Source organism: Sulfitobacter sp. SH22 (assembly GCF_965641905.1).
Taxonomy (GTDB): domain Bacteria; phylum Pseudomonadota; class Alphaproteobacteria; order Rhodobacterales; family Rhodobacteraceae; genus Sulfitobacter.
The window spans coordinates 2,504,829-2,525,806 of the sequence record NZ_OZ282573.1; the positions used below are offsets into that span (position 1 = coordinate 2,504,829).

At 56.0% G+C, this 20,978-nt stretch carries 20 protein-coding genes and 1 pseudogene; 10 read left to right on the forward strand and 11 right to left on the reverse strand.

Going from position 1 to position 20,978, the window contains the following annotated elements; genetic code table 11:
* The first annotated feature begins 110 nt into the window (after nt 1–110).
* Nucleotides 111–668, forward strand: coding sequence for a hypothetical protein (locus ACSQ13_RS14350; protein WP_295510912.1), 558 nt, complete (start codon nt 111–113; stop codon nt 666–668).
* 229 nt (nt 669–897) lie between these two features.
* Here the strand turns inward: ACSQ13_RS14350 and ACSQ13_RS14355 are convergent, their stop codons facing one another.
* The 6 genes from ACSQ13_RS14355 to ACSQ13_RS14380 form a co-directional block, all read right to left on the reverse strand.
* On the reverse strand, nt 898–2,370 hold the full coding sequence (locus ACSQ13_RS14355) for a TniQ family protein (protein WP_295510914.1): 1,473 nt from the start codon (nt 2,368–2,370) through the stop codon (nt 898–900).
* The gene (locus ACSQ13_RS14360) at nt 2,370–3,344 is read right to left on the reverse strand and encodes a TniB family NTP-binding protein (RefSeq protein ID WP_295510917.1); all 975 of its coding nucleotides are present in this window, start codon (nt 3,342–3,344) and stop codon (nt 2,370–2,372) included. Before ACSQ13_RS14360 ends, ACSQ13_RS14355 begins: the two co-directional genes overlap by 1 nt.
* Nucleotides 3,345–3,346: 2 nt before the next feature.
* On the reverse strand, nt 3,347–5,542 hold the full coding sequence (locus ACSQ13_RS14365; RefSeq protein ID WP_295510920.1) for a hypothetical protein: 2,196 nt from the start codon (nt 5,540–5,542) through the stop codon (nt 3,347–3,349).
* On the reverse strand, nt 5,542–6,225 hold the full coding sequence (locus tag ACSQ13_RS14370) for a hypothetical protein (RefSeq protein ID WP_295510922.1): 684 nt from the start codon (nt 6,223–6,225) through the stop codon (nt 5,542–5,544). The genes ACSQ13_RS14365 and ACSQ13_RS14370 overlap by 1 nt, the downstream gene beginning before the upstream one ends.
* Before the next feature lie 587 nt (nt 6,226–6,812).
* Complete coding sequence (locus ACSQ13_RS14375; protein ID WP_367268352.1) at nt 6,813–7,376, reverse strand: transposase; 564 nt, start codon at nt 7,374–7,376, stop codon at nt 6,813–6,815.
* A 438-nt stretch (nt 7,377–7,814) separates the two neighbouring features.
* Nucleotides 7,815–8,660, reverse strand: a complete 846-nt coding sequence (locus tag ACSQ13_RS14380) for an alpha/beta hydrolase (RefSeq protein WP_295510925.1) — start codon at nt 8,658–8,660, stop codon at nt 7,815–7,817.
* 269 nt (nt 8,661–8,929) lie between these two features.
* Here ACSQ13_RS14380 and ACSQ13_RS14385 point away from each other — a divergent pair, with 269 nt between their 5' ends.
* The 9 genes and pseudogenes from ACSQ13_RS14385 to ACSQ13_RS14425 all read left to right on the forward strand — a co-directional run bounded on the left by ACSQ13_RS14385 (nt 8,930) and on the right by ACSQ13_RS14425 (nt 15,655).
* The gene (locus tag ACSQ13_RS14385; RefSeq protein WP_295510927.1) at nt 8,930–9,523 is read left to right on the forward strand and encodes a TetR/AcrR family transcriptional regulator; all 594 of its coding nucleotides are present in this window, start codon (nt 8,930–8,932) and stop codon (nt 9,521–9,523) included.
* Nucleotides 9,524–9,613: 90 nt separating this feature from the next.
* Nucleotides 9,614–10,030, forward strand: a pseudogene (locus ACSQ13_RS14390) (IS110 family transposase); the annotation flags it as partial.
* 236 nt (nt 10,031–10,266) lie between these two features.
* Entirely contained in the window at nt 10,267–10,854 is a 588-nt protein-coding gene (locus ACSQ13_RS14395; RefSeq protein ID WP_295510930.1) for a TetR/AcrR family transcriptional regulator, read from the forward strand.
* A gap of 58 nt (nt 10,855–10,912) precedes the next feature.
* A complete protein-coding gene (locus ACSQ13_RS14400) occupies nt 10,913–11,329 on the forward strand; it encodes an organic hydroperoxide resistance protein (RefSeq protein ID WP_295510932.1) in 417 nt (138 codons plus the stop codon).
* A 165-nt stretch (nt 11,330–11,494) separates the two neighbouring features.
* Complete coding sequence (locus ACSQ13_RS14405) at nt 11,495–12,478, forward strand: iron-containing alcohol dehydrogenase (protein ID WP_435988119.1); 984 nt, start codon at nt 11,495–11,497, stop codon at nt 12,476–12,478.
* 12 nt (nt 12,479–12,490) lie between these two features.
* The gene (locus ACSQ13_RS14410; RefSeq protein ID WP_295510935.1) at nt 12,491–13,525 is read left to right on the forward strand and encodes an NADP-dependent oxidoreductase; all 1,035 of its coding nucleotides are present in this window, start codon (nt 12,491–12,493) and stop codon (nt 13,523–13,525) included.
* 10 nt (nt 13,526–13,535) lie between these two features.
* A complete protein-coding gene (locus tag ACSQ13_RS14415; protein WP_295510937.1) occupies nt 13,536–14,213 on the forward strand; it encodes a type 1 glutamine amidotransferase domain-containing protein in 678 nt (225 codons plus the stop codon).
* 67 nt (nt 14,214–14,280) lie between these two features.
* Nucleotides 14,281–14,730 carry a Na+/H+ antiporter NhaA gene (locus tag ACSQ13_RS14420; RefSeq protein WP_367268353.1) on the forward strand — a complete coding sequence of 150 codons (450 nt, stop codon included), beginning with the start codon at nt 14,281–14,283 and terminating at the stop codon, nt 14,728–14,730.
* Nucleotides 14,731–14,971: 241 nt separating this feature from the next.
* A complete protein-coding gene (locus ACSQ13_RS14425; protein ID WP_295512387.1) occupies nt 14,972–15,655 on the forward strand; it encodes a hypothetical protein in 684 nt (227 codons plus the stop codon).
* Nucleotides 15,656–15,752: 97 nt separating this feature from the next.
* Here the strand turns inward: ACSQ13_RS14425 and ACSQ13_RS14430 are convergent, their stop codons facing one another.
* From ACSQ13_RS14430 to ACSQ13_RS14450, 5 genes are all read right to left on the reverse strand, one after another.
* Entirely contained in the window at nt 15,753–16,955 is a 1,203-nt protein-coding gene (locus ACSQ13_RS14430) for an NAD(P)/FAD-dependent oxidoreductase (RefSeq protein ID WP_295512389.1), read from the reverse strand.
* Nucleotides 16,956–17,036: 81 nt separating this feature from the next.
* Nucleotides 17,037–18,341, reverse strand: a complete 1,305-nt coding sequence (locus tag ACSQ13_RS14435) for a TRAP transporter large permease (protein WP_295512390.1) — start codon at nt 18,339–18,341, stop codon at nt 17,037–17,039.
* Nucleotides 18,338–18,880 (reverse strand): TRAP transporter small permease, encoded by a 543-nt coding sequence (locus ACSQ13_RS14440; RefSeq protein WP_295512391.1) that lies wholly within the window; start codon nt 18,878–18,880, stop codon nt 18,338–18,340. The genes ACSQ13_RS14435 and ACSQ13_RS14440 overlap by 4 nt, the downstream gene beginning before the upstream one ends.
* Nucleotides 18,881–18,883: 3 nt before the next feature.
* Nucleotides 18,884–19,924, reverse strand: a complete 1,041-nt coding sequence (dctP, locus tag ACSQ13_RS14445; protein ID WP_295512393.1) for a TRAP transporter substrate-binding protein DctP — start codon at nt 19,922–19,924, stop codon at nt 18,884–18,886.
* A gap of 268 nt (nt 19,925–20,192) precedes the next feature.
* Entirely contained in the window at nt 20,193–20,954 is a 762-nt protein-coding gene (locus tag ACSQ13_RS14450) for an SDR family NAD(P)-dependent oxidoreductase (protein WP_295512395.1), read from the reverse strand.
* Nucleotides 20,955–20,978: the final 24 nt, after the last annotated feature.

Here is a 20,978-nt window from a genome sequence, read left to right on the forward strand (position 1 = left end):
TGGCACATGTTGCGCACCCGAACCGTCTATATTGTGGTTTTGTCACCGGCTACTTACAAAAAAAGTTAACTGCGCGCGTTCATTTGATTTCGAAAATACAGGGTTGTTTCATGAGGCACATTCTAACGCTCATTCTGTGCCTGGCCTGCAGCGCGCCATTCGCTCAAACCTCATCGGTTTTGCCCCCCCTGGGTTCACCAGAACAGCAGACGGGCGCAGCTTCGCACTCTGTTGCAAGCAGGGCGTTTGCATTTACCCGTGGGGAAAAAGCCGCCGACGGTTTTATGTATCTGCCCTTTGGATGGCACCCCAGCGATAGCTTTAGCACCGATAGTATTTCCATGAACCATTTTGTTTCGCTGACAAAAAACGGCATCAGCGGCTCTACTTTTATCAATTCCTTTGGGGACAGAACATGGAGCCTCGGGTTCTCCAGAACACTTTTTCTGAACAACCGTATCGGCTTGGATTATTCTTTCGGCTTGATGGTCGGATATCGGGGGGAGCTCGGCCCAATCGCTCCCCATGTCCTGCGGCCGCTTTTTGAAGGCAACCTGAACCCCTATGTTATCGCGTCCCCGTATTACCAGATTACGGAGAAACTTGAGGCACGGCTGCTTTTTGCGCCGCCGAACATGTTCTTGTTCGGCATCAACTATCTGTATTAAAGAGCAGTCTTCGGCAGATGTGACCGTTCAAAACATTCAGGCTGAAAAACGGGATAAAGTTGTCTCGAGAGAGCTCGAAAACGCGTGCAAAATCAATGCCTTATTTCGAGCCATTTTAGAATGGGAGCAAAGATCCCACGAAAATCGGGTGAAGATCCCGCGAACAACATGAAATGACAATAAAAAAGCCCGCCGAAGCGGGCTTGATAGACGAAGATTTCGGAAGGGGTCAGGCAGAATTCCGGATCGATACCAAGGATCTGACATCGACATAAACGGCAGAGACCCCGGACTTTCCTGGATGACGGACTCCCAAGGTCAGCCCATCCAAAATACTGACGAAAATGGCCTCGAACTGCCCGGCGCCTCGCTGACAGGCATAGGAGATCGGATGGAAAATTTCCTCGTCCGTTTCATCCAGGATCGGCAGATCGGAAATACGCTTCAAGAAATCATCGAGCTGCACCCGTCCAAAGACCACATTGCGCACAGCACCACGTTCCTTCCGCGGAACCAGAGGCAGGATGACTCCAGCGCGATACAGAATCTCCACCTGTCGCTTACTTGCACCCAAATAATCTGGGACGTCTCGCAAAGGGATGGCGGTCTTAAACGCTTCGATCAGGGGGACCGTTTTGTCGACTTCGAACACCATGTTCCCAGTTTCAACTTCAGTTGAGTTCGCCGGGATCTCGCCCAGCTTTTTCAGAAGGCGCGACAGGCGCGGACGCTCGATGCCCACAGCACTCGACAGGCTGTAAAGCGTGTGGAACCGACGCTCGGTAATCTCCACGCCCAGAACGGAGGTCCCGGGATCGACCGCCGAGTGTTTCACAATGTGGTCGCGCAGGATGTCGCGGATCGGTCCGGGATCAATGGCATTGCTGCGGCGGTCCAGCCAATCAAAAAGCTTTCCGTAGTGGGCCAGAGGACCTGCCTGAACGGCGGTGGCGGGCGATGTCTTGCGAATCGTGTCCAACGCTTCTTCGATCGCCTCGGGACCCTCCGAGTAAATGGAGAACCCGATATCCGTCGCCTCTTCCGTCTGTGCCGGGGACAGCCTAGAGAGCACCACCTTATGTCCGTGCTGGAGAATGCCGCCCAGCATTTCAGAGGCGGCAAGCACCTGCTCCAAGGTTTGGTCGTCCATCCAGGAAATCCCAAAGCTGGCACCTCCGGTCACGCGCGCCCGCAGCCAAGTGAGATATTCCGGCGTTACAGATACCGCGGGACGCCCGGGTTCGAGAGGATCATTTCCGATAGCAAGGCGCAGGTTGGTTTCATCCTGACACGAGGCGTCCAGAAGCCACGTCGAATGCCGGTCGCAACGGGTGACATGGCGAAAGCCCCAGAGCAGCCGAAACTGACGGTCAGCACGGTTGCCGTCCTCTGCAAGGCAGGCGGGGCAGTAGCGGGCCGCACGAGGGCTCAGAAAGGTTTTCGAGATAGGCTCCGCACGGAAAGACGCCCCGCGCGGGAACACGCGGACCGATGCGCGCTGTGCGTCCCCCACCTGCAGTCCGGCAGCCTCGGCAAACGCCAAGACCGCCTCTTCGCGTCCTGAGGCGAAATGCTCGGTGTTGATCCCGAAATCCTTGACGAGACGCTCCATGCCGCGACCGGTGTGCAACACGGACAGCCGGTCCGCATAGGACAGCAAGGATTCCTCAGCATCAAACGCCAGGCTAGGCCAGATGCTCATCACTGCCCCCAACCAATGGCAGTCAATTCCGCCTTTACCGCATCCCATTCTGCTCCGTCGAACGGCGTCACGTCGAGCCCAGAGTTGGACTTCCGGAAAACCCGCTCTGCGCCCTCGAGAGTGATCACCTCACGTTTTCTGGAGATCGCAGCCCGCAGGATTTCCTTTCCAAGGCCAACGCTCCTTCCGACCTGACCGTGCTCTGCAAAAAGAATGCGCTCTGGCAGTGCATCTTCTTGCGCAACATGGAGTCCGAGGGTAACGGCAGACTTCACGAAGTTCCTTCCAAACGTCGCGGCTCCCCTGGAACCCGGGCGAATCCTTGTCAGTGAGAACTCGGTTAAGCGGCGCATCGTTTCACCAGAAGCCTCGGTCAGAATAGCACTCTTCAGACTGGGAACGCCCGCGATGATCAGTGCCACGCGATGCTGGGACTGCATGATATGTTTCAGTGCCTGAATGGCCGCAGGGATGTCGCGCCCTGGTCCCGCGCGAAAAATGTGATGACATTCGTCGATCACGACGGCCTTGATCCCGACCAGACCAAAGCGATGCCGCGCCATTTCCCAGGCATCAGCGGAGCGAAGCTTGCTATCGACCTTGTTATAGCCCGTCTTTTCGAGAATAATCTCGGCGAGCTTCTTGATCGTGGCGTCGGGTGGGACGGTAATGTAGAGCGTATTGCCGCCCTGATCGATCTTGAATTGCGTCAGAACAGGGTCCACCCGCAGGGCACGCATCATGAGAGCCGTCTTGCCATTGCCAGACGGGCCAAGGACCATCAGGCCCTTGGTTTCACGGTTAAGCGGATCAAACCGCGGCTCTGCCGTCCGCTGGCCGTCATCATCCACCTTAAAAAGGTCGAGAAGGTGGTCGTCGAAGTTTTCTTCCTCGCCAAACTTCCAATACCGGTGCTCGAGCCAGTTGAGCTTTTCAGTGATGGTAACAGGGGTAATACTGGTCATGTCGTTCATGTTCACTCCATGGAATTGTCGTCGAAGTTATCGAGGTTGGTGCCGCTTGCGTCGTAATCGGTGGCATGTTCAGAGGTGTTGTGCGCAGGGATATCACCCGTGCCTTTATCCAGATCCTCGAGCAGATCGCGGTGTGGCCCTGCCCTGTGGCGACGCTCTGCGGTGTCCGCGTGCCGCATAAAGCGTTCGACATCTTTCTTGAGTTCGGCTGGCGTCTTGGGCAGCGAAATCAATCCATTCAGCTGCTTCAGGCGAACGGATTCCCTGTTCGCGCTATTGATGAAATCACGACGCGCGCGGGTTTCGTCCAAGTCTTGCTCAGCCCGCTCCTGGAGCCAAACACGCAAGTCGATATCGCTTTTGCCGATCCATTTATCATCACAGGCAGGAACGGTGGTCCAGGGACCGTCATCGCAACGCACGCTGATCGTTCCGATATCGCCATCCCAGCGCAGGTAATCGAAATATTCGGCGTTGGAGTTCAGGAATTTTTCCATGATGTGATCGGCTTGGTAGTCGATATGAGATACACGAAGCCCCGTCTGACTGAGTTTGCGCCGCCCGCGGACGCCAAAGGCCTCACGCATCTCGTCGCTGGTCAGGGAACGAGGTTTACACTCCTTGATCGCCTCTTTCCAAGCCCTGTTAGGTGACATACCCAGACCTTTATGATACTTGGTGTGGTAGGCGTCGACGGTCCATCGCACGAGCCAAATGAGGAAAGCCTCCAAAGTCAGTGTTGCGCGCGCTTTCGGATCATTGTCGCCGCGCTCCACAACGTTGCTGAACGCCCGTCCCGAAAAACGCAGCAGAAGATCACTGTGGATCGTCCGAAATACACGTTCAATGAAGGGCTTGAGCCAAGGTTTGCCGGCCGGGGCGCCAAGATTTGTAATCCCGAGACTGGCAAGAACGTCATAGGCGTCATCGATGACATAGGCATTACCGCGATCAAGAACACCCGTTTCAGGCGCCCCCGCCATCGGCCATCCGAATTTTGCGCCAGCAGCGTCGGCGATCGGGTTCTTGTCCGTGTAAATCATTTCCAAGGTTTGGCGCAGGGGGCTTTCGATGCCCTCCGGCACAATCTGCAGCGCAAGAAAGCAGCGCGTGTGAACGTCAATCGCGGCGGATAAAGTGACGCGCCGCGCGCAGCCATCCAGTCCGATGATATCTTTGATAGACTGTGGCAGATGTTCAAATAGGTCAGTGCTTTTCATGAGCACGAAGAGATCGACGGTGTATTCGTCGATTTCAACGCGCTGCAAAGCCCGCGATGTCTCGATCCCCATGCCAAGGCTATGGAGGTCCTTATAGGTTTTGTCCCAGCCATTCTTCCGGATCTTGTGGTCGAGGGGCGCATGTTCCTTGATCAAGCGCAGAATGTAGTCGTAGCCGACCTTCTTCATCTTTGCCGCAGGAACGGGCAGACGCTCACGCCGCTCATTTTCCTTGTCCAACTCACTGTGAACGCTCTCGACCAAGGACTTGACCGTCACCCGCTCTTCGTCCCAAAGGGTACCTAGGATACCTGCAATAAAGTTGTCGGTTGCATCATCATACCGATGATACTTTCCGCAATTTCGGTACTTGTCGAAAAGGCCATCGTCACCATTTACGCGCCATTGCCAGTACCATTTCCACATGGTCTGCCCACATTTGAATCCCTGATGGAATTCAACGGACTTTTCGATTTCCTTCTTGGATTTCTTGACTCTCGCGCCCCCTCGCTTGCCTTCCCGAATTGCAAGCGCAGCAAGATACTTGTCGTAACGGCTTTTCCCTTTTGCAACGATATCGATGATCCGGTCGCAGAAGTCGTCTCGAGTCTGATGGAGTTCACCGGCATCGAGCATGTCCTGGATCGCCAGGACATGCTGTTGCTTGAAACGCTGGCGTGCGATTTCCGTGGGCAGACGTTCGATCCGACGAATCTGTTCGCGATCAAACGGTTTAGCCAAGGGGCGTCTCAGAATCTTGAGGGTGCCGTAGTTATTCTCGATGACGATGGCATCATAACTCATGATCCCTGCGGTGCTCTCGTGGCATTCGCCCGTCTCGGGGTCGGCCCACTCATCCCAGAAGATAAAATAGCCCTCAGTGCGCAATTCAAGAACGCGCCCTTTGCGGATGCCGACTGCGAACTCGCAATCCTTTTCCAAAAGGATTTTCGGCTTTTTCTTGAACGGAGCAGCCATTATGCGGCCACCCCACGTTCGATCAGGGTCTTGCCGCGGATCTTTTCAGGCGTGAAAAGACGCGCGTGGCCGAAGCGAATTGCGCGAGCCACGCTGAAAAAACCCTGCCCGGAAATCCCGATATCCTCGAGGAACTGGTTGATGGAAACCGGTCCGTCAAGCCGTGACAGGGCATCGACAACCACTTCATCCACGGAAGGCTCGGGTCGGCGAGCGGCATGGTAGAGTTCTGCGTTGTGAAGCTCGATGGGACTGATATTGCGCTCGGTCACGGTGGCGACTGCGTCACAGATATTGCCAATGGCCGCCTTCTTCACAGCGCCTATCGTCGCCTGATAGACATAGGTCTTCGCAATCCGCTCCGGCTTGACAGAAATGCAAATTCTCTGTCCGCCCTTAGTAGTGAACCGAAAATCGAAGAAGTGCTCACTGGGGGCACCTTTCGGGTGGTTGAACGGCAACGATGCCAGCTGCTCTTCGATATCCGCAAAGTCGTCCCGGTAGATCAGGCAGATAGCAGCCTTGAATTCCGTGTAGCTGGCAAAACCGAGGCGCTGAGGCATGCCGTTGATATCGTCATAGACAAGCTCCCCAACGAAATGCCCTTTCGAGGCTTTCGGGATCTTGCGGACCGCCCGGCTCTTCGCCGGCGTCGGCCTCAGGTGTGTTCTTGTTTCCGCCATGAGTAATTCTTTCTTGTGGGCGTGGGGATCTCCCCTGTGACATTTGCTGGGTCAGCGCCCGGGAACTCCTGAGCAGCTGGGTTTGAGGTGCTCCGACGCGGCGCCAATCCTTCCTTGCGCGTCGGCATGACTGCTCCATTCCCGTGCTCGTTGAGCCGGGTTAGGAACTTGTTTTCGTGGTGGGAGACCTGCGGAGACCGCCTGCCGTTACCGGCAATGGCCGGTCTTCCCGTTCAGGTTCGTTCAGTCGTGTGGCACGCGCTGCGCACCTGTCGTTGTCATTCCTTCCTTGCTCTGCCTTCTCCCTCGATGTCCGCGCAGAACGTGAAAATTCCAAACACCAAAACCCAAACTTTTAGATGAAATTTCCAGATTCGAGTCAAGCATCTGTTTTTACTTGTTTATTTTTAAAAAAATTCCCCTTTTCGCACATCACCACGAGGGGTTCTGGTCAGTCTGACGCCTAGACTCTGCGTGGCTATTCGCTCCTTTCACGACAGAGGTAGGGGTCGCTTTCCAGCACTGGAAGGCCGAGCACTGTCTCTGCTGTGGAAAGGCTATCTCGTTAACTCAACAGGAATTTACGATCAGTCGTATCCCGGCACGGGTGCAGTCATTTGTTCCACCAACCAGAGGAATCGATCCAGGTCAGAGGACGCGATATCTGGGGGTATGGTGAAACCTCGAACACAAACGCTTGCGCGAAACAGGCCCGTAGGCACCGATAGGTCCCGCATCAGCAATTGTTTCAACCTGTATGTCGCCGCATAGGAAATTCCGTACCGGTCAGCGAGACCGTGGCCGGTCAACAGGGCATCAGCGACACCCTTTGCGTGAGCCGTAATGATGTCCTCGGCTGCAATGAACCAGAAGCTAAGCTCAAGACGCGAACGGTGCGCGATGGTCCCCGACGTTACCGAAAATTGCCTTCTGCAATTTCGGCAGTGATAGAGTTTTCGCAACTCCAGAAAGCCGACATCTGTGCTATGACACCGAACGCAGCTAACGCCATGCGGCCAACGCACCGCCGCAAGACGGTCCGCGCAGGCTATCTCGTCTGGAAATTCCGCTCGAACACCCCCGTCGGGAAGCGCGAGAAATGCGACCATCCAATTCATTCGTGCTTTTTCTTTCGGGGATAGGCAACGCATCGTGGATAACCAAGGACCAGTGCTTAGAGGAACATCGACGACAGCATACTGCCGGTCGAGAAGCAGTCACGCGAGAAGTGACGAAGCGGCATGAGGCCCACCAGATCTGACTTTACCGGCGACGAAAACCATAGTTCCCGTCGCGGTGGAGGTTGGCGTATTCAGTCCCGGACTGTTTCGCAATGAAAGCGTCTTCGTTAATGCCAATGCGCTGCAGTGCAATGAGGCGCGTTTGACGCGTCGCTGTCGGCCCATTCCTGCCATTCACCGACCTGTCAAGATGCTGCGGTCGCAGCCCGCATTGCCGACATTCGCCGCACCAGCACAATCATCCAGTCGCTGGACGACTGCAACGCGGACAAAGCGGACCTTCGGCTTGACTGCCGGAAGGTCCGCTTCTTGCATTGCAGATAGGTGCGGAAGTGCGCGGCGACGACCCTAGCTGAACTGTCGTGACATGAAATCCAGCAGTTGTTCTGGGTGGTGATTGAAGTACTGGTACCCGTCAAACCGCATGTTCGAACCGAATGCATTCGGATGCTTGGGGCCGATCCAGATCACCTCGTTTTCGGTCGTGGCTGCGTCAATGATCTCTTGAATGTCGTTCTGCCCGGTTTCGGTGTTGAAGGTGTATTGTTCCTTCTCAACCTGTGCGAAGAGGATCGGTACCGTGACGCTTGGAACCGTTTCCAAGGGATTGGCAAAGCCAACCCCGTATCTTTCGAGTTGGGTTTCCAGCACGCGGTCCACAAGATCGATGCCTGTCTTGGCCCGAAGGAACCGGGCCGTCATGTTGTAAGAAATTGTCGGCTGGTGCGCGACAAGCCCTTTGATCTGCGGGTTGGCAAAGAGTTCGGGCGCGTTCTGCCACGCGAGGAATGTGGCATTCGCTCCCATGCATTGGGACATGAAGATGATTTCGTCATCCGCGAAATCGGCATGGCTCAGAACGTATTTGAGTGACGCGACCACGTCCTGCCATTCGGTGACGCCCGCGCCGACTGGCGCTTCGGTGCCCCTGGCGGTGCGCCCCAAGCCCCCATCGCTGTCGCCTTGGCCACGGTGATCGTACATCACCACGTTATAGCCTGCGTCGTGCAGATGCTTGACCATGGGCAAGAACTCCGCCGCGACGCCATCCAGCCCTTTGTCCGAACCATAGCGGGTTGTGGTCAATGGGTGGTTGAGGATCACCGTCCGGTCCGAAGGGGACGCCGCCGGGATTTCCCACGCGCTGAGCCTTACGTTATCATCGGTCACAATATCAACGTCGCTATACGTCATTCCGTAATCACTGGGGGTTTTAGGATTGCCTAGGCGACTGGGGGCGACCCTCATCTTGGCGATCTGGTTTGCAAGAAGCGTGTCCCGCAGTCCCATCGGGTTCGTGAACCAAAAGGCAGCGGCAAGAACCACCAACCCAACAACAGCTCCGAGTGCGTAAACCAACATCTTTTTCATCTCAGCCTCTATATGTGCAGTGTATATTTGCATTGAACATATCCGTATCTGTCCTATTGTGAGGGTGTCAAGAAAAAGTTTACACTGGACATATGAAGACAGACACCAAAGACGCAAAGCCTTATCATCACGGCAATCTCAGAGAGTCTCTGCTGGCCGCAGCACGCCGCCTGCTCGAGACCGAAGGCCACAGCAATCTGTCTTTGAGAAAGTGTGCTCAGGCAGTTGGTGTTAGCGCGACCGCGCCGCAAAACCATTTCGCGAACAAGGAGGCACTGTTAACGGCCCTCGCAGCACAGGGCTATGCGGAATTGGAAACTTACATGAAAAGAGGAGCCCACGAGACAGCGGACCGCGTCGCCCGTCGGCAGGCTGCGCTCCTTGGCTATGTCGCATTCGCGCAGGATCACCCAGCTATGTACGAACTAATGTTCGCCCGCGACAGAGTGTCTTCAAGCGACCCGAACCTTATGCGCCATGTCGGCGCATGCTTTGTGATCCTGGCGGACCTTTCGAAAGACTTTGGACGGTATCATGGTGACGCTGCGGAGGTTGAAGCGAAGCAGCAGATGTTCGCGTGGAGCCTTGTGCATGGCTATGCGCAACTCTTGACAGACAACCGCTTCAAGAAGGACGCCATGCAGGGAATGAACATCCTCGACATCATACCCGATCTGGGTACTTGAAAGCTGATAGGGTGGATGGCTCCTGCTCCAATCGGCGTCGCAATGCGCCATAATGCAGGTGTCTAAATTTGCTTTATGAGGAGCCACCCCATGCAAGTTAGCACAATCGGCGTTGACCCGGCCAAGAATGTTTTCCAAGTCCATGGTATCGCGGAGAACGACGATGTTTTGTTCAACAATCCCCTGAGACGGGCGCAGTTTCTGCCGTTCTTTGCTAAGTTAGAACCCTGCCTGATCGGCATGGAGTCTTGCAGCAGCGCCGATCATTGGGCCCGCGAATTGAGGGCCTTGGGCCACGAGGTGCGTTAGATCCCACCGATGTATGTGAAGCCCTACGTCAAGCGAGGCAAGTCAGACGCAATCGACGCTGAGGCAATCCGTGAAGCAGCGACACGACCCACGATGCACTTTGTTGCGATCAAAACGGTTGAGCAACAAGCTTTGCTATCGCTTCATCGGGCTCGCGACCTTTTGGTCCGTCAAACGCCCACACGAGAAAATCAGCTCGTATAGCGAGGCGTTGCGCTCTGCAAAGGCGACGTAGCCAAGACGACCGCCGTTCAGAGCCCAGCCATGTTCCCGAAGTGGTGTTTGGGTGCCATGTGGCTAACACCGTCATTCTCCAAGCATTTCCCCAATGACAGTCCACCAATCCGTCTCGTTCAGGGAGGTCACACATCAGTGATAACAAACTGACGCGAAACTACTAGACGACTGGTCTAATAAAGCCTATCTGGTTATTCATGGAACAGCAAAACGACACCCGTTCACAGATATTGACCACTGGACGCCGCCTGACAGCCGCTCAGGGCTACACAGGTGTTGGCCTGAGTGCTCTTTTGAAAGAGTCTGGTGTACCGAAGGGTTCGTTCTATCACTACTTCGCTTCAAAAGAGGCGTATGGCTGTGCGCTGTTAAACGAGTTTGTGACGGAGTACGGCATTCGCCTGCAAGTGTCCCTTGCGCACCCCGACATGGACGCGCGGTCCCGGATTTTCACCTATTTCGAAAGGTGGCGCACAAAACAACTTAGCGCGAACCCTGAGGATCGGTGCTTGGTCGTCAAATTGTCGGCGGAGGTCGCTGACCTGTCCGAGGACATGAGCAGTATCCTGCAAAAAGGTGTGTCCGACATCATCGCGCGCTTGGCACTCACCCTTGAACAAGGGGCGGAGGATGGGACAATCGTTCCGCTTGAAAACCCAAAAGCCTCTGCGGAAATGCTCTATCACATGTGGCTTGGGGCCAGCCTTGTTGCCAGTCTTTCGCACAGTGATGCTCCGTTCAATTCCGCAATAGATGCAACAAGGGCGCTTGTTCCGGCACCCTAACGCTCAAAAATTTTTACCAATAAAGTAGACGACCGGTCTATTCACGAAAGGAAAACCTATGAAAATCTTCTACAAAACCACCGCAACGGCAACCGGGGGGCGCTCCGGTACCTCTGCCCTCAACGACGGCAGCTTTTCGGTAAACATGGTCCGCCCGGACAGCGGCGAGGCTGGGGTAAATCCTGAACAGCTGTTCGCGCTTGGCTATGCTGCGTGTTTCGATAGCGCGATGGACCTGACGGCCAAGCAGCTCAAGCTTGATTCCACAGGGTCCAAAACCTCGGTCGATGTCGGTATTGGCCAACGCGCCGAAGGTGGGTTCGGGCTTGATCTGGACATCACCGTTCATTTGCCGGGCATGGCCCGCGACGACGTGCAGCATCTCGTCGAAGCAACGCATCAGGTCTGCCCCTATTCCAACGCCACGCGCGGCAACATCGATGTGCGCCTGCATATTGAAACCGAAGAGGCCTGAACCAATGAACAATTTTGATTTTCGCAACCCGACACGCATCCTGTTCGGCAGGGGCCGTATCGCGGACCTGAAAGATCAGGTTCCTGCTGACGCAAAGGTGCTTATCGTCTACGGCGGGGGCAGCGCGGAACGGACCGGCGTTCTTGCTCAGGTGCGCGAGGCACTTTGGTCGAATTCGGTGGGGTTGAGCCGAACCCACGCTTTGACACTGCACTCAAAGCTGTTGAGCTCATCGGTCAGGAAGAAATCACGTTCCTGCTTGCCGTCGGCGGCGGGTCGGTCATCGACGCCACCAAGTTCATCGCAGCGGCTGCCCTGTATGACGGCAACGCCTGGGACATCCTGACATCGCGCGGATCGGTCGTAACAGGTGCCATGCCGTTCGGCACCGTGCTGACACTGCCCGCGACAGGGTCAGAGATGAACCCTGCCTCTGTGATCACCCACGCTGAAAAAGGCGCGAAGCTCCCATTCATGAACCCACACTGCTATCCCGTCTTTTCGGTGCTGGACCCGGAGGTTACCTACTCGCTGCCTCCCCGCCAAATCGCTAACGGTGTTGCGGATGCCTTTGTTCATATCATCGAACAGTATCTGACATATCCGTCTGCTGCACGCGTTCAGGACGGATTTGCCGAAACCCTGCTGCGTACCCTGATCGAGCTTGGGCCCAAAGCGCTTGAAACTCCGGACGACTACGATATCCGTGCCAACCTGATGTGGACGGCAACGCTGGCCCTGAACGGTCTGATCGGCGCGGGTGTTCCGCACGACTGGGCAAGCCATATGATCGGGCATGAGATTACCGCGCTAAATGATACAGATCACGCGCGGACTCTGGCTGTTGTGCTGCCATCGCTGATGAACGACCAGCGCGGCCCGAAACGCGAGAAACTGCTGCAATATGCCGCCAATGTATGGGATGTCCGCGAGGGGTCCGACGATGACCGGATCGACGCCGCAATCAATGCCACGCGTGGTTTCTTCGAGGCGATAGGGATCAAGACACGGCTGGGTGACTACGACATCGCCGCGCCCGAAATTGATCGCATCGTCACCGCCCTGAAGGACCACGGCCTGACCGCGATTGGCGAACATGCCGCCATCGCCCCCGACGACGCCCGCCGCATTCTTGAAGCGGCCCTGTAGGAGATATTGAACATGACACAGACCGAAACAGTCAACCGCCAGCTTGTCCTGGCGGAACGCCCCAAAGGCGCGCCGACCAAGGACACACTCCGCCTGGTCGAGGGAGAGGTTCCCTCTGCGGGTGCCGATCAGATGCTTTTGCGCACGGAATTCCTGTCGCTGGACCCATACATGCGGGGGCGCATGAGTGATGCGAAGTCCTACGCTGCTCCGGTGGAAATCGACGGCGTCATGGTGGGTGGAACAGTCGCGCAGGTCGTGACTTCGAACGTAGATGGGTTCGCGCCGGGCGACTATGTGCTCAGCTTCAATGGCTGGCAGGATTTCGCGCTCAGCGACGGTGCGGGCGTCACCAATCTGGGTAAATCGCCTGAGCATCCGTCTTGGGCGCTCGGTATCATGGGTATGCCTGGGTTTACCGCTTGGGCCGGTCTCACGCAGATCGGCGCGCCCAAGCCCGGCGAAACCATCGCCGTGGCGGCTGCAACTGGCCCGGTCGGGGCCACCGTGGGCCAGATCGGCAAGATCTTGGGCTGCCGTGTCGTCGGCATCGCGGGCGGACCAGACAAATGCGCCTATGCGGTCAATGAGTTGGGCTTTGACGCCTGTATCGATCACAAAGCAGATGACTTTGCTGAACAGCTTGCCAAGGCCAGCCCCGATGGCATCGATGTCTACTTCGAAAATGTAGGTGGCAAGGTTCTTGACGGCGTCATCCCACTTTTGAACCCGAATGCACGTGTGCCGGTTTGCGGAATAGTATCGCAGTATAACGCGACCGCCTTGCCCGATGGGCCGGACCGGATGAATTGGCTCATGGGTCAGATCCTTCGCATGAAAATCAAAATGCAGGGCTTCATAATCTTTGACGATTTCGACCATCTCTATCCGGACTTCGCCAAAGAGATGGGGGCGTGGATCGAAAGTGGTAAAATCAAATACCGCGAAGAGATGATCGATGGGCTGGAAAATGCGCCCGAAGCCTTCATCGGACTGCTGAACGGCGAAAACTTTGGCAAGCGCGTTATCCGCGTTGGCCGCAACTGAAAGTAAGAATATGAAAATTCTAATGGTACTGACATCGCACGACGAACTCGGCGACACCGGCAACAAAACCGGCTTCTGGCTGGAGGAATTCGCGGCACCTTATTACGTCTTCAAAGACGCAGGCGCCGACATCACATTGGCCTCGCCCAAAGGCGGGCAACCGCCGATTGATCCCTCCAGTGACAGCCCGGACGCACAGACAGATGACACACGTCGCTTCAAGGACGATAGCGACGCGCAGAAGCATCTCGCGAACACGCTGACACTTTCAGACGTGACCGAGGACGGCTTTGACGCCATCTTTTATCCCGGCGGCCATGGCCCCTTGTGGGACCTTGCGGAAGACGCGGACAGCAAGCGCCTGATCGAAGCCTTCGCCGCCGCCGATCTGCCTGTCGGGGCAGTCTGCCACGCTCCCGCCGTGTTCCGCCACACGCAAGGTACGGACGGCAAACCACTTGTTTCCGGCCGCCGTGTGACAGGCTTTACCAACACCGAAGAAGAGGCCGTGCAACTCACCGACGTTGTGCCGTTCTTGGTTGAAGACATGCTAAAGGCCAATGGTGGGCAGTACGAAAAGGGTGAAGACTGGGCCAGCTTCGTGCTGCGTGACTCCAATCTCGTTACCGGCCAGAACCCCGCTTCATCCGCCGCCGCCGCACAAGAAATCCTCGGGCTGCTTGAATAAAGAAGCCTTCGGCCAGATGGGCGCGTTGTCGACATTCAACGCGCCTATCTCGTTCTGAAAATAGTGCATGAAGCCCTTAAGCTTGGCGCGGCATTGGCGCCCTGTACCACCGTTGGTGGGTAATCCCCTCGGCATGATCGCTTTCGCCGCGTTGGCCATCCGCACGGGATTGGCGACCAAGCCTAACGCCTACTCTTGGCGTCAGGCCACCGGCGCCGCCGCGCTGGCCGGGATTGGCTTAACCATGTCACTGTTTGTCGCAGGACAGGCGATGCCGACTTCTCGGCCGCCAAGAGTGGAGTTTTTACGGCATCGCTACTCGCCGCCGGTATTGGCACTGCAATGCTTTGGAGACCGACAAACAGACCGGATTGAGGGGCTTAGCGTCCCAATTCGGCCATTCGTGCATCATTCAGCATACGGTAAAGTGGGCTCTAAGCCGTCATGCGGCAATGCAGAGCTGAACCCGGAATTCACGCAAGTTGAATGTCAGCTTCTACCCCAGCAGCCCGATTAGTTCGCGACCGCAGAGAAGGTCCGGATTCCGCCCAGAATCACAATTTGAATTCTCGGCAGACCGCGTTGTCCAAGAACGCCACGCGACATGACAACACCCGTCAGACCTCTCTCGATGAAATGTCAACTGCCGCTAAAAAACGATCGTTTGTTTTATTTTTTGTCTTATAATCTTCTGAGTTCCCGGTTCCCGGGGAGGACGGGACCGAGAGCACTTCAAAACTCAGTGGAGGAGATTCACCATGTATAGATACAACTTACTGACGGTAGCATTGGTCGCTGGTTTTTTACCGATTGCGGCACAAGCCGAAAGCCTGCAGCCGCCTCCCTACCTCATGACCGGGGCCAATACGGTCACCATTGCGCTTGAGTGGGACGAAACAAGCGTCAAGGACCTCGTACCGGAAACGTTGACAGCCGCTGCCGATCTGTCTGGCGGCATTAACGTCTATTACGTGAGCGACGCTGTTGGACTGGGCGTATATTCGTCTGCCTATGCGTATATCAACGTGATGGACCCGGAGAACGAAGGGTCAATTGCGCGCCACATCCTCGGGGGTTGGTACGGGCCTGATCCAGAGGTGAGTGCAGCGATGGAGAAACATTTCGGAGCGCCCGTCAAACCCGGAAGTTCCGTTCAAACATCTGAGGGCGACACATGGGTCGGAGAAGGCGGCGACGACAGCGGGTCGATAAAGATCGTCATAGAACCGTCCGATGATTGTGCGGCCGGTGGCGGGGTGCTGAATTATCTCGACGGTGACATGATCAGAATGGTTATTCCATTTATCGGAAATTTCTGCGCGGGAATACCTGTCTCGGTCGATATCTCTGGACCAGAAGGCTCTGCCTTGGCTCAGGTGAAAGTCAGCAAGATGCTGGGTGGTGGTCAGTTGAAGGACGGAACCTTTGCATTCACCCGCTAAGATCTAGTGCAGCGCAATGAGTTTCTGACAGCGCGCCCCCGTAAATCTTTTCGGGGGCGCGGCTACTACGAACGCAGTCTCGAAATATGGCAAGGGATCAAAGCAGGGATTTCAGATCGACTTGACTGTTGGCGACATCCACCGCAGCGGGCGAACGCCCGCTTTCGATCAGCCGTTTGCCGACCATATAGGCGCGGGGGTCATTCATGGCATCCACTGCCAGAAGTTTGCCAGCAGCATAGTACCAATTTGACTGGCTGTTAGGCACGGCCCCAGTACGGATGATGACCTTGTCATACCCTGTATTCAGCCCGGCGATCTGTAGCTTGACATCGAACTGATCTGACCAGAACCACGGATTTGGCGCATAGTCTTTTTGATGACCGATCATGTTCATCGCCACGACCTCCGCCTGATCAATCGCGTTTTGCACGCTTTCAAGACGGATGAGCGCGCCGCGGTACGGAAACCGGGTACAGTCCCCCGCCGCCCAGATGTCCGGGTCCGAGGTCTGTCCATAAACATTTACGACAATGCCGTCATCACAGTGTATCCCTGCCGTCTGTGCGAGCGCGTCATTGGATCTCACCCCTATCCCCACGACCGCGAAATCGACCTCCAAATCATCGCCACCTGCAAAATGCGCCTTCAGGGGCTGTCCGACTGCCAACTTGTCCAAAGCAACGCCTTCACGGATCTCGACGTTGTGGTTTTCATGCAAACTGCGGAAGAAGTTGGAAGTCTCTGGCGAGGCGACACGTTGTAAGATCCGCGTTGCCATTTCGACCAAAGTAACCCGCAGCCCCAGCCTTGCAGCAACGGCCGCTGCTTCAAGTCCGATATAGCCGCCTCCGATCACCAGCAACCGACGCTCCGGCAAAAACTCCAGGGCCATCCGGTCAACATCAGCGATACTGCGCACCGCATACACATGATTAAGATCGCCACCCATGGTAGATGGCAGCCGTCGGGGCGAAGAACCAGTAGTTATCGCCAAGGCATCATATTCGATTTCCTGCTCTCCTGCCATGATCACCTTGCGGGTCCGGTCGATCTTCGTCACAGGCTGCCCGAGTATCATCTCGATCCCGTTTTCTACATAGAAGCGTTCTGGGCGAAGAGAGAGTTGCTCGACCGTCATGTCCCGCATCAGATATCTCTTCGACAACGGCGGTCTCTGATAGGGCAGTGCAGCCTCTGAACAGACCAGGGTTATGCTACCATCATGTCCAAGCTTGCGCAGCGTCGCAGCCAGAACGGCACCCGCCTGCCCACCACCGATGATCACGATCTTTTTCATGCGGCCTTACCCTTCTGAATGGTGGCTTATTGACATCGGGTCGCTGTAGATCGCCAGACAAGTACCAGTTCACTATGCCGCCTACATCTGACGGGGCAGATACAGGACGATTTCCGGGAAAATGATGATCAACGCGAGGATCACAAACTCGATCAAAATGAAGGGCAACACGCCCTTGAACAAAGCTCCTGCACGAATTTTGCCGTCGGCAGCGGCCAGCACGGCATAGAGGTTCAGCCCCACAGGAGGAGTGATCGCCGCGATTTCGATCAGTTTGATGACGAGCACCGCGAACCAGATCGCGTCGATCCCCAGCGATTGCGAAATGGGATAGAGGAAAGGCACCGCGATGACCAAAAGAGACACGGAGTCGACGAACATCCCGAGCAGCATGAAAATGGCGATTGTTATCGCAATGAATCCAAAGGGGCCGATCTCAGTCGCGACGATCACACCGCGCAGTTCGGGGATGAAACCACTGATCAACAGGAACCGACTGAACAGTAGCCCGCTGATCACGATCGCAAAGATGATGGCCGACATACGTACCGCTTCGAGCAGCGAATCCCAAATGTCCTTTCCATTGACCCTCCGCATCGAGAGCGCAATGACCAGCGCACCTGCCGCCCCGACAGCGCCGGCAGCCGAGGGGGGATAGAAACCAAGATAGATGCCGCCCATTACCAGCACCATCAAAAGCAACACGCTCCATACCTTCCACAACGCCCGTCCACGCATGGCCCAAGTGATATTCTGGTTAGACATGGGGGCCCATTCCGGTCGTACGATCAGAAACAGGCGAATGCCGATAGCATAGCTCACCGCGGTCAACACGCCCGGCACAATGCCGGCGACGAGCAACTTACCGACAGGTTCGGACGTCAGCATGGCAAAAAGGACCATTGCGATGGAGGGCGGTATCAGCCCAGCCAATGTACCGGCAGCAGCAATGCAGCCCCCTGCGACACCGCCATTATAACCAAAACGCAACATTTCAGGCAGGGCCATGCGGGTAAACACGCTGGACGCCACGACAGTAGAGCCGGAAGCGGCTGCAAAACCGGCTTGTGCGAAGATCGTTGCCATCAAAAGGCTGCCGCGCAGCCTGCTCATAAGGTATTGAGCGGCAGTATAGAGATCGCGGATGATACCCGCCCGCCCGGCGATCGCACCCATCAACACGAACATCGGAATGACAACGAAATTATAGTCGCTCGTCAACGCATAGGGCATCGACTTGAAGGTCGTGAGCAGAAAACGGTCCCCGACCGTGAGGTAGATTCCCACGGCTGCAACCAGACCCATCGCGTAGGCAACGGGCACGCCGATTCCCAGCATGAACAGCAGCACGACAAATCCGATGCCACCTTCGGCCAATCCGCTCATTGAATAATATCCTCTGGCTGGTCAATGCCACTGGCGCGGGCAATCATCTGCACCACCAGGATGAGGCAGGTTAACGACGCACCGATTGCACATGCCAGTTTCGCCGGCCAGATCGCGTAGCCCAGCGTCGCTGCAGACTGTTCCCAAATCGCCATGCTTTCCAAGGCCAAAACCCAGCTTCCGTAGGTCAACAGCCCCACGAAGACCAAACCGGATCCTTGGGCGACCCACCAGCGCAACCGCACGATGCCGGACGACATGAAAGGGTTGAACAGGTCCACACTGATGTGCGCATTGCGCCACTGCACCAAGGGCCATGTCAGAAATACGGCCGCTGCGGTCAATGTACCTGACATGTCGACCTTGAACGGCAGGTAGAAACCAAAAGTTTCACCAAGTATGATATCGACCACACCCACCACCATCACGATGAAGACTGCGACGGCACTGCCAAAGGCGACCACCTTGAGCGCCAGCAACACGCCCCGCAGCGCATTCTGAAACGCAGCGGGGCTCGAATGATTTGTGGCGTCAGGCAAGTCTTAATTCCCGAAAGATGTCTCAGCCTTGCGCTGAAGCTCGATGATCGGGGCAATATCCTCTTCGCTCACACCCGCTTCAAGGGTGCGTTCTTTCCAGATTGCGATCATATCGGGGGAGCGTTCGACAAAGGCGTCCATGTCGCTCAGTTTCACGATTTCGCCACCGGCTTCCTGAAATTCCTTGATCGCGGTCTGTTCGACTTCTGCAAGTTCGGCTTGGCCCTTATCCATCGCTTCTTGCGCGACTTCGGTCATCAAGTCTTTGACCTCCTGAGGCCATCCGTCCCACGCTTCCTTAGATGCGATCAGCTGGAAAGTCGTAAATGAGCCGGTGTTGATATCAGACCAGTAAGGTGCCACTTCCTCCAATTCCGAGAAGGTCGCCCATTCGATTGGTCCGAAATTGCAGTCTATCGTGCCACGCTCAAGTCCTTCTCGCAGTTCGGGGGCCTGCACCCGTGTGGGAACCATGCCGTATTCTTCCATCCAAATCGGCACATAGGCACCACCCACGGCGCGCACGCGGAGCCCTTCGAGGTCGGCCATCTTGTTCACCGGCTTGTTGCACAGCAGGGTATAGGTCGATGGCACGGTCCACTTGATCGGAACGATACCGGCGGCGTCTGCTTCGGCTTTCACAAGATCTTGCTGATACATCTCACCAGCCAGGGTGTTGGCAGTCGCGGCATCTGCGGATACGCGGTTTAAAAGACCTGCCGAGACGGCCATCATCGGCAGCTCTTCGGCATGGACAGCTTGCGCAAAAACACCCAGCTCCACTGCGCCGTCGCCTACCAACGACTTGATCTCGGTAAGCCCGCCCAACTGGCCCGACCAGAAGATTTCTATGTTGATTTTGCCGTCGCTACGGCGCGCAACTTCTTCAGCCCACCACTTATCCCAATTCGCCGCAGGCCACGTCTCTGGCAACGGATGCGCCATGCGTAGGGACAGCGAAGGATATTCCTGCGCAAAAGCCTGAGACGCTCCAAGTATACCCAGTATTGCCCCTCCCAGGGCCAGCTTATTGATCGAGCGCATGTGTACCTCCCGTTTTCAAGCGCAGTCCAACCTTTTGCACGATTGCATTTATTCGCTGCGGTCGGTCGAACATCAGATCTCGACGATTACAGATGCAACGTCGCTTGTCTACACAAAACCAAACGTTTGTTTTATAAAGTAACGGTTGCATTTACGATGGGTGCATTGTGACCGGTGGTGCCGATCTGGCTTGATTTTTGACTGGGTAAGCGGATCGCTTGCCCTCCACTTCAGCTAGCGATTGAATTTCAGTTACTGCCCCGCAGCATCACTTTGCCGTATATCCTCCATCCACCGGGACCGCTGCGCCGGTCACAAAACTGGCAGCCTTGCTGACAAGGAAGGCTGCTACCTCCGCCACCTCCTGCGGTTCGCCGAGCCGCCCCATCGGATGTAGCGATTCCAAAAAGCTCTGCTGTTTTTCGCTCCGTAATTCGGTGATTATTGGCGTTTTGATATAACCGGGACAAATCGCGTTCACCCGCACTCCAGCTTTCGCGAAAGCCACGGCGAACTGTTTGGTCAGGCCGATTATGCCGTGTTTACTGGCGGTATAGGCGCTGAGCGAGCCGAGGAGGTCGGTGTTCTCGTGGTACTCCGCAGCCCAGCTGACCGCGCCCACCCCCGCAATTGAGGATGTGTTCACCACTGCGCCGCCGCCCTGACGGGCCATGATCGGACATGCGTGTATCAATCCGTAATACACGCCAGAGAGGTTGATCGCATTGGTCGTTTCCCAATCCTTTCCGCCGACGCCAGCGTTGTTGATCAGAATATCCAAACGTCCGTGCTGTTGTGCAACTTGCTCCAGCGCTTCTTTCACAGCGGTTTCGTCAGAGGTATCCAAAGCCTCGGCCAATGCCAGACCTCCCGTCTCCTTGATGAGCGTAACGGTATCTTGCGCACCTCCGATGTCGATATCTGAACAAACGACTGTCGTACCCTCCACCGCCAGTTTGAGCGCGATGGCGCGGCCGATGCCGGAGCCGGCTCCGGTGATAAAGGCTACGCGGCCTTCAATATATGGCATAATAGGTTCCCCCAACCTGACTGA

Excerpts from the sequence above, each read along its gene's own strand:
- ACSQ13_RS14350 (WP_295510912.1), top strand. The coding sequence starts at position 111 with ATGAGGCACATTCTAACGCTCATTCTGTGCCTGGCCTGCAGCGCGCCA.
- ACSQ13_RS14355 (WP_295510914.1), bottom strand. The coding sequence starts at position 2,370 with ATGAGCATCTGGCCTAGCCTGGCGTTTGATGCTGAGGAATCCTTGCTG.
- ACSQ13_RS14360 (WP_295510917.1), bottom strand. The coding sequence starts at position 3,344 with ATGAACGACATGACCAGTATTACCCCTGTTACCATCACTGAAAAGCTC.
- ACSQ13_RS14365 (WP_295510920.1), bottom strand. The coding sequence starts at position 5,542 with ATGGCTGCTCCGTTCAAGAAAAAGCCGAAAATCCTTTTGGAAAAGGAT.
- ACSQ13_RS14370 (WP_295510922.1), bottom strand. The coding sequence starts at position 6,225 with ATGGCGGAAACAAGAACACACCTGAGGCCGACGCCGGCGAAGAGCCGG.
- ACSQ13_RS14375 (WP_367268352.1), bottom strand. The coding sequence starts at position 7,376 with ATGCGTTGCCTATCCCCGAAAGAAAAAGCACGAATGAATTGGATGGTC.
- ACSQ13_RS14380 (WP_295510925.1), bottom strand. The coding sequence starts at position 8,660 with ATGACGTATAGCGACGTTGATATTGTGACCGATGATAACGTAAGGCTC.
- ACSQ13_RS14385 (WP_295510927.1), top strand. The coding sequence starts at position 8,930 with ATGAAGACAGACACCAAAGACGCAAAGCCTTATCATCACGGCAATCTC.
- ACSQ13_RS14395 (WP_295510930.1), top strand. The coding sequence starts at position 10,267 with ATGGAACAGCAAAACGACACCCGTTCACAGATATTGACCACTGGACGC.
- ACSQ13_RS14400 (WP_295510932.1), top strand. The coding sequence starts at position 10,913 with ATGAAAATCTTCTACAAAACCACCGCAACGGCAACCGGGGGGCGCTCC.
- ACSQ13_RS14410 (WP_295510935.1), top strand. The coding sequence starts at position 12,491 with ATGACACAGACCGAAACAGTCAACCGCCAGCTTGTCCTGGCGGAACGC.
- ACSQ13_RS14415 (WP_295510937.1), top strand. The coding sequence starts at position 13,536 with ATGAAAATTCTAATGGTACTGACATCGCACGACGAACTCGGCGACACC.
- ACSQ13_RS14420 (WP_367268353.1), top strand. The coding sequence starts at position 14,281 with ATGAAGCCCTTAAGCTTGGCGCGGCATTGGCGCCCTGTACCACCGTTG.
- ACSQ13_RS14425 (WP_295512387.1), top strand. The coding sequence starts at position 14,972 with ATGTATAGATACAACTTACTGACGGTAGCATTGGTCGCTGGTTTTTTA.
- ACSQ13_RS14430 (WP_295512389.1), bottom strand. The coding sequence starts at position 16,955 with ATGAAAAAGATCGTGATCATCGGTGGTGGGCAGGCGGGTGCCGTTCTG.
- ACSQ13_RS14435 (WP_295512390.1), bottom strand. The coding sequence starts at position 18,341 with ATGAGCGGATTGGCCGAAGGTGGCATCGGATTTGTCGTGCTGCTGTTC.
- dctP (WP_295512393.1), bottom strand. The coding sequence starts at position 19,924 with ATGCGCTCGATCAATAAGCTGGCCCTGGGAGGGGCAATACTGGGTATA.
- ACSQ13_RS14450 (WP_295512395.1), bottom strand. The coding sequence starts at position 20,954 with ATGCCATATATTGAAGGCCGCGTAGCCTTTATCACCGGAGCCGGCTCC.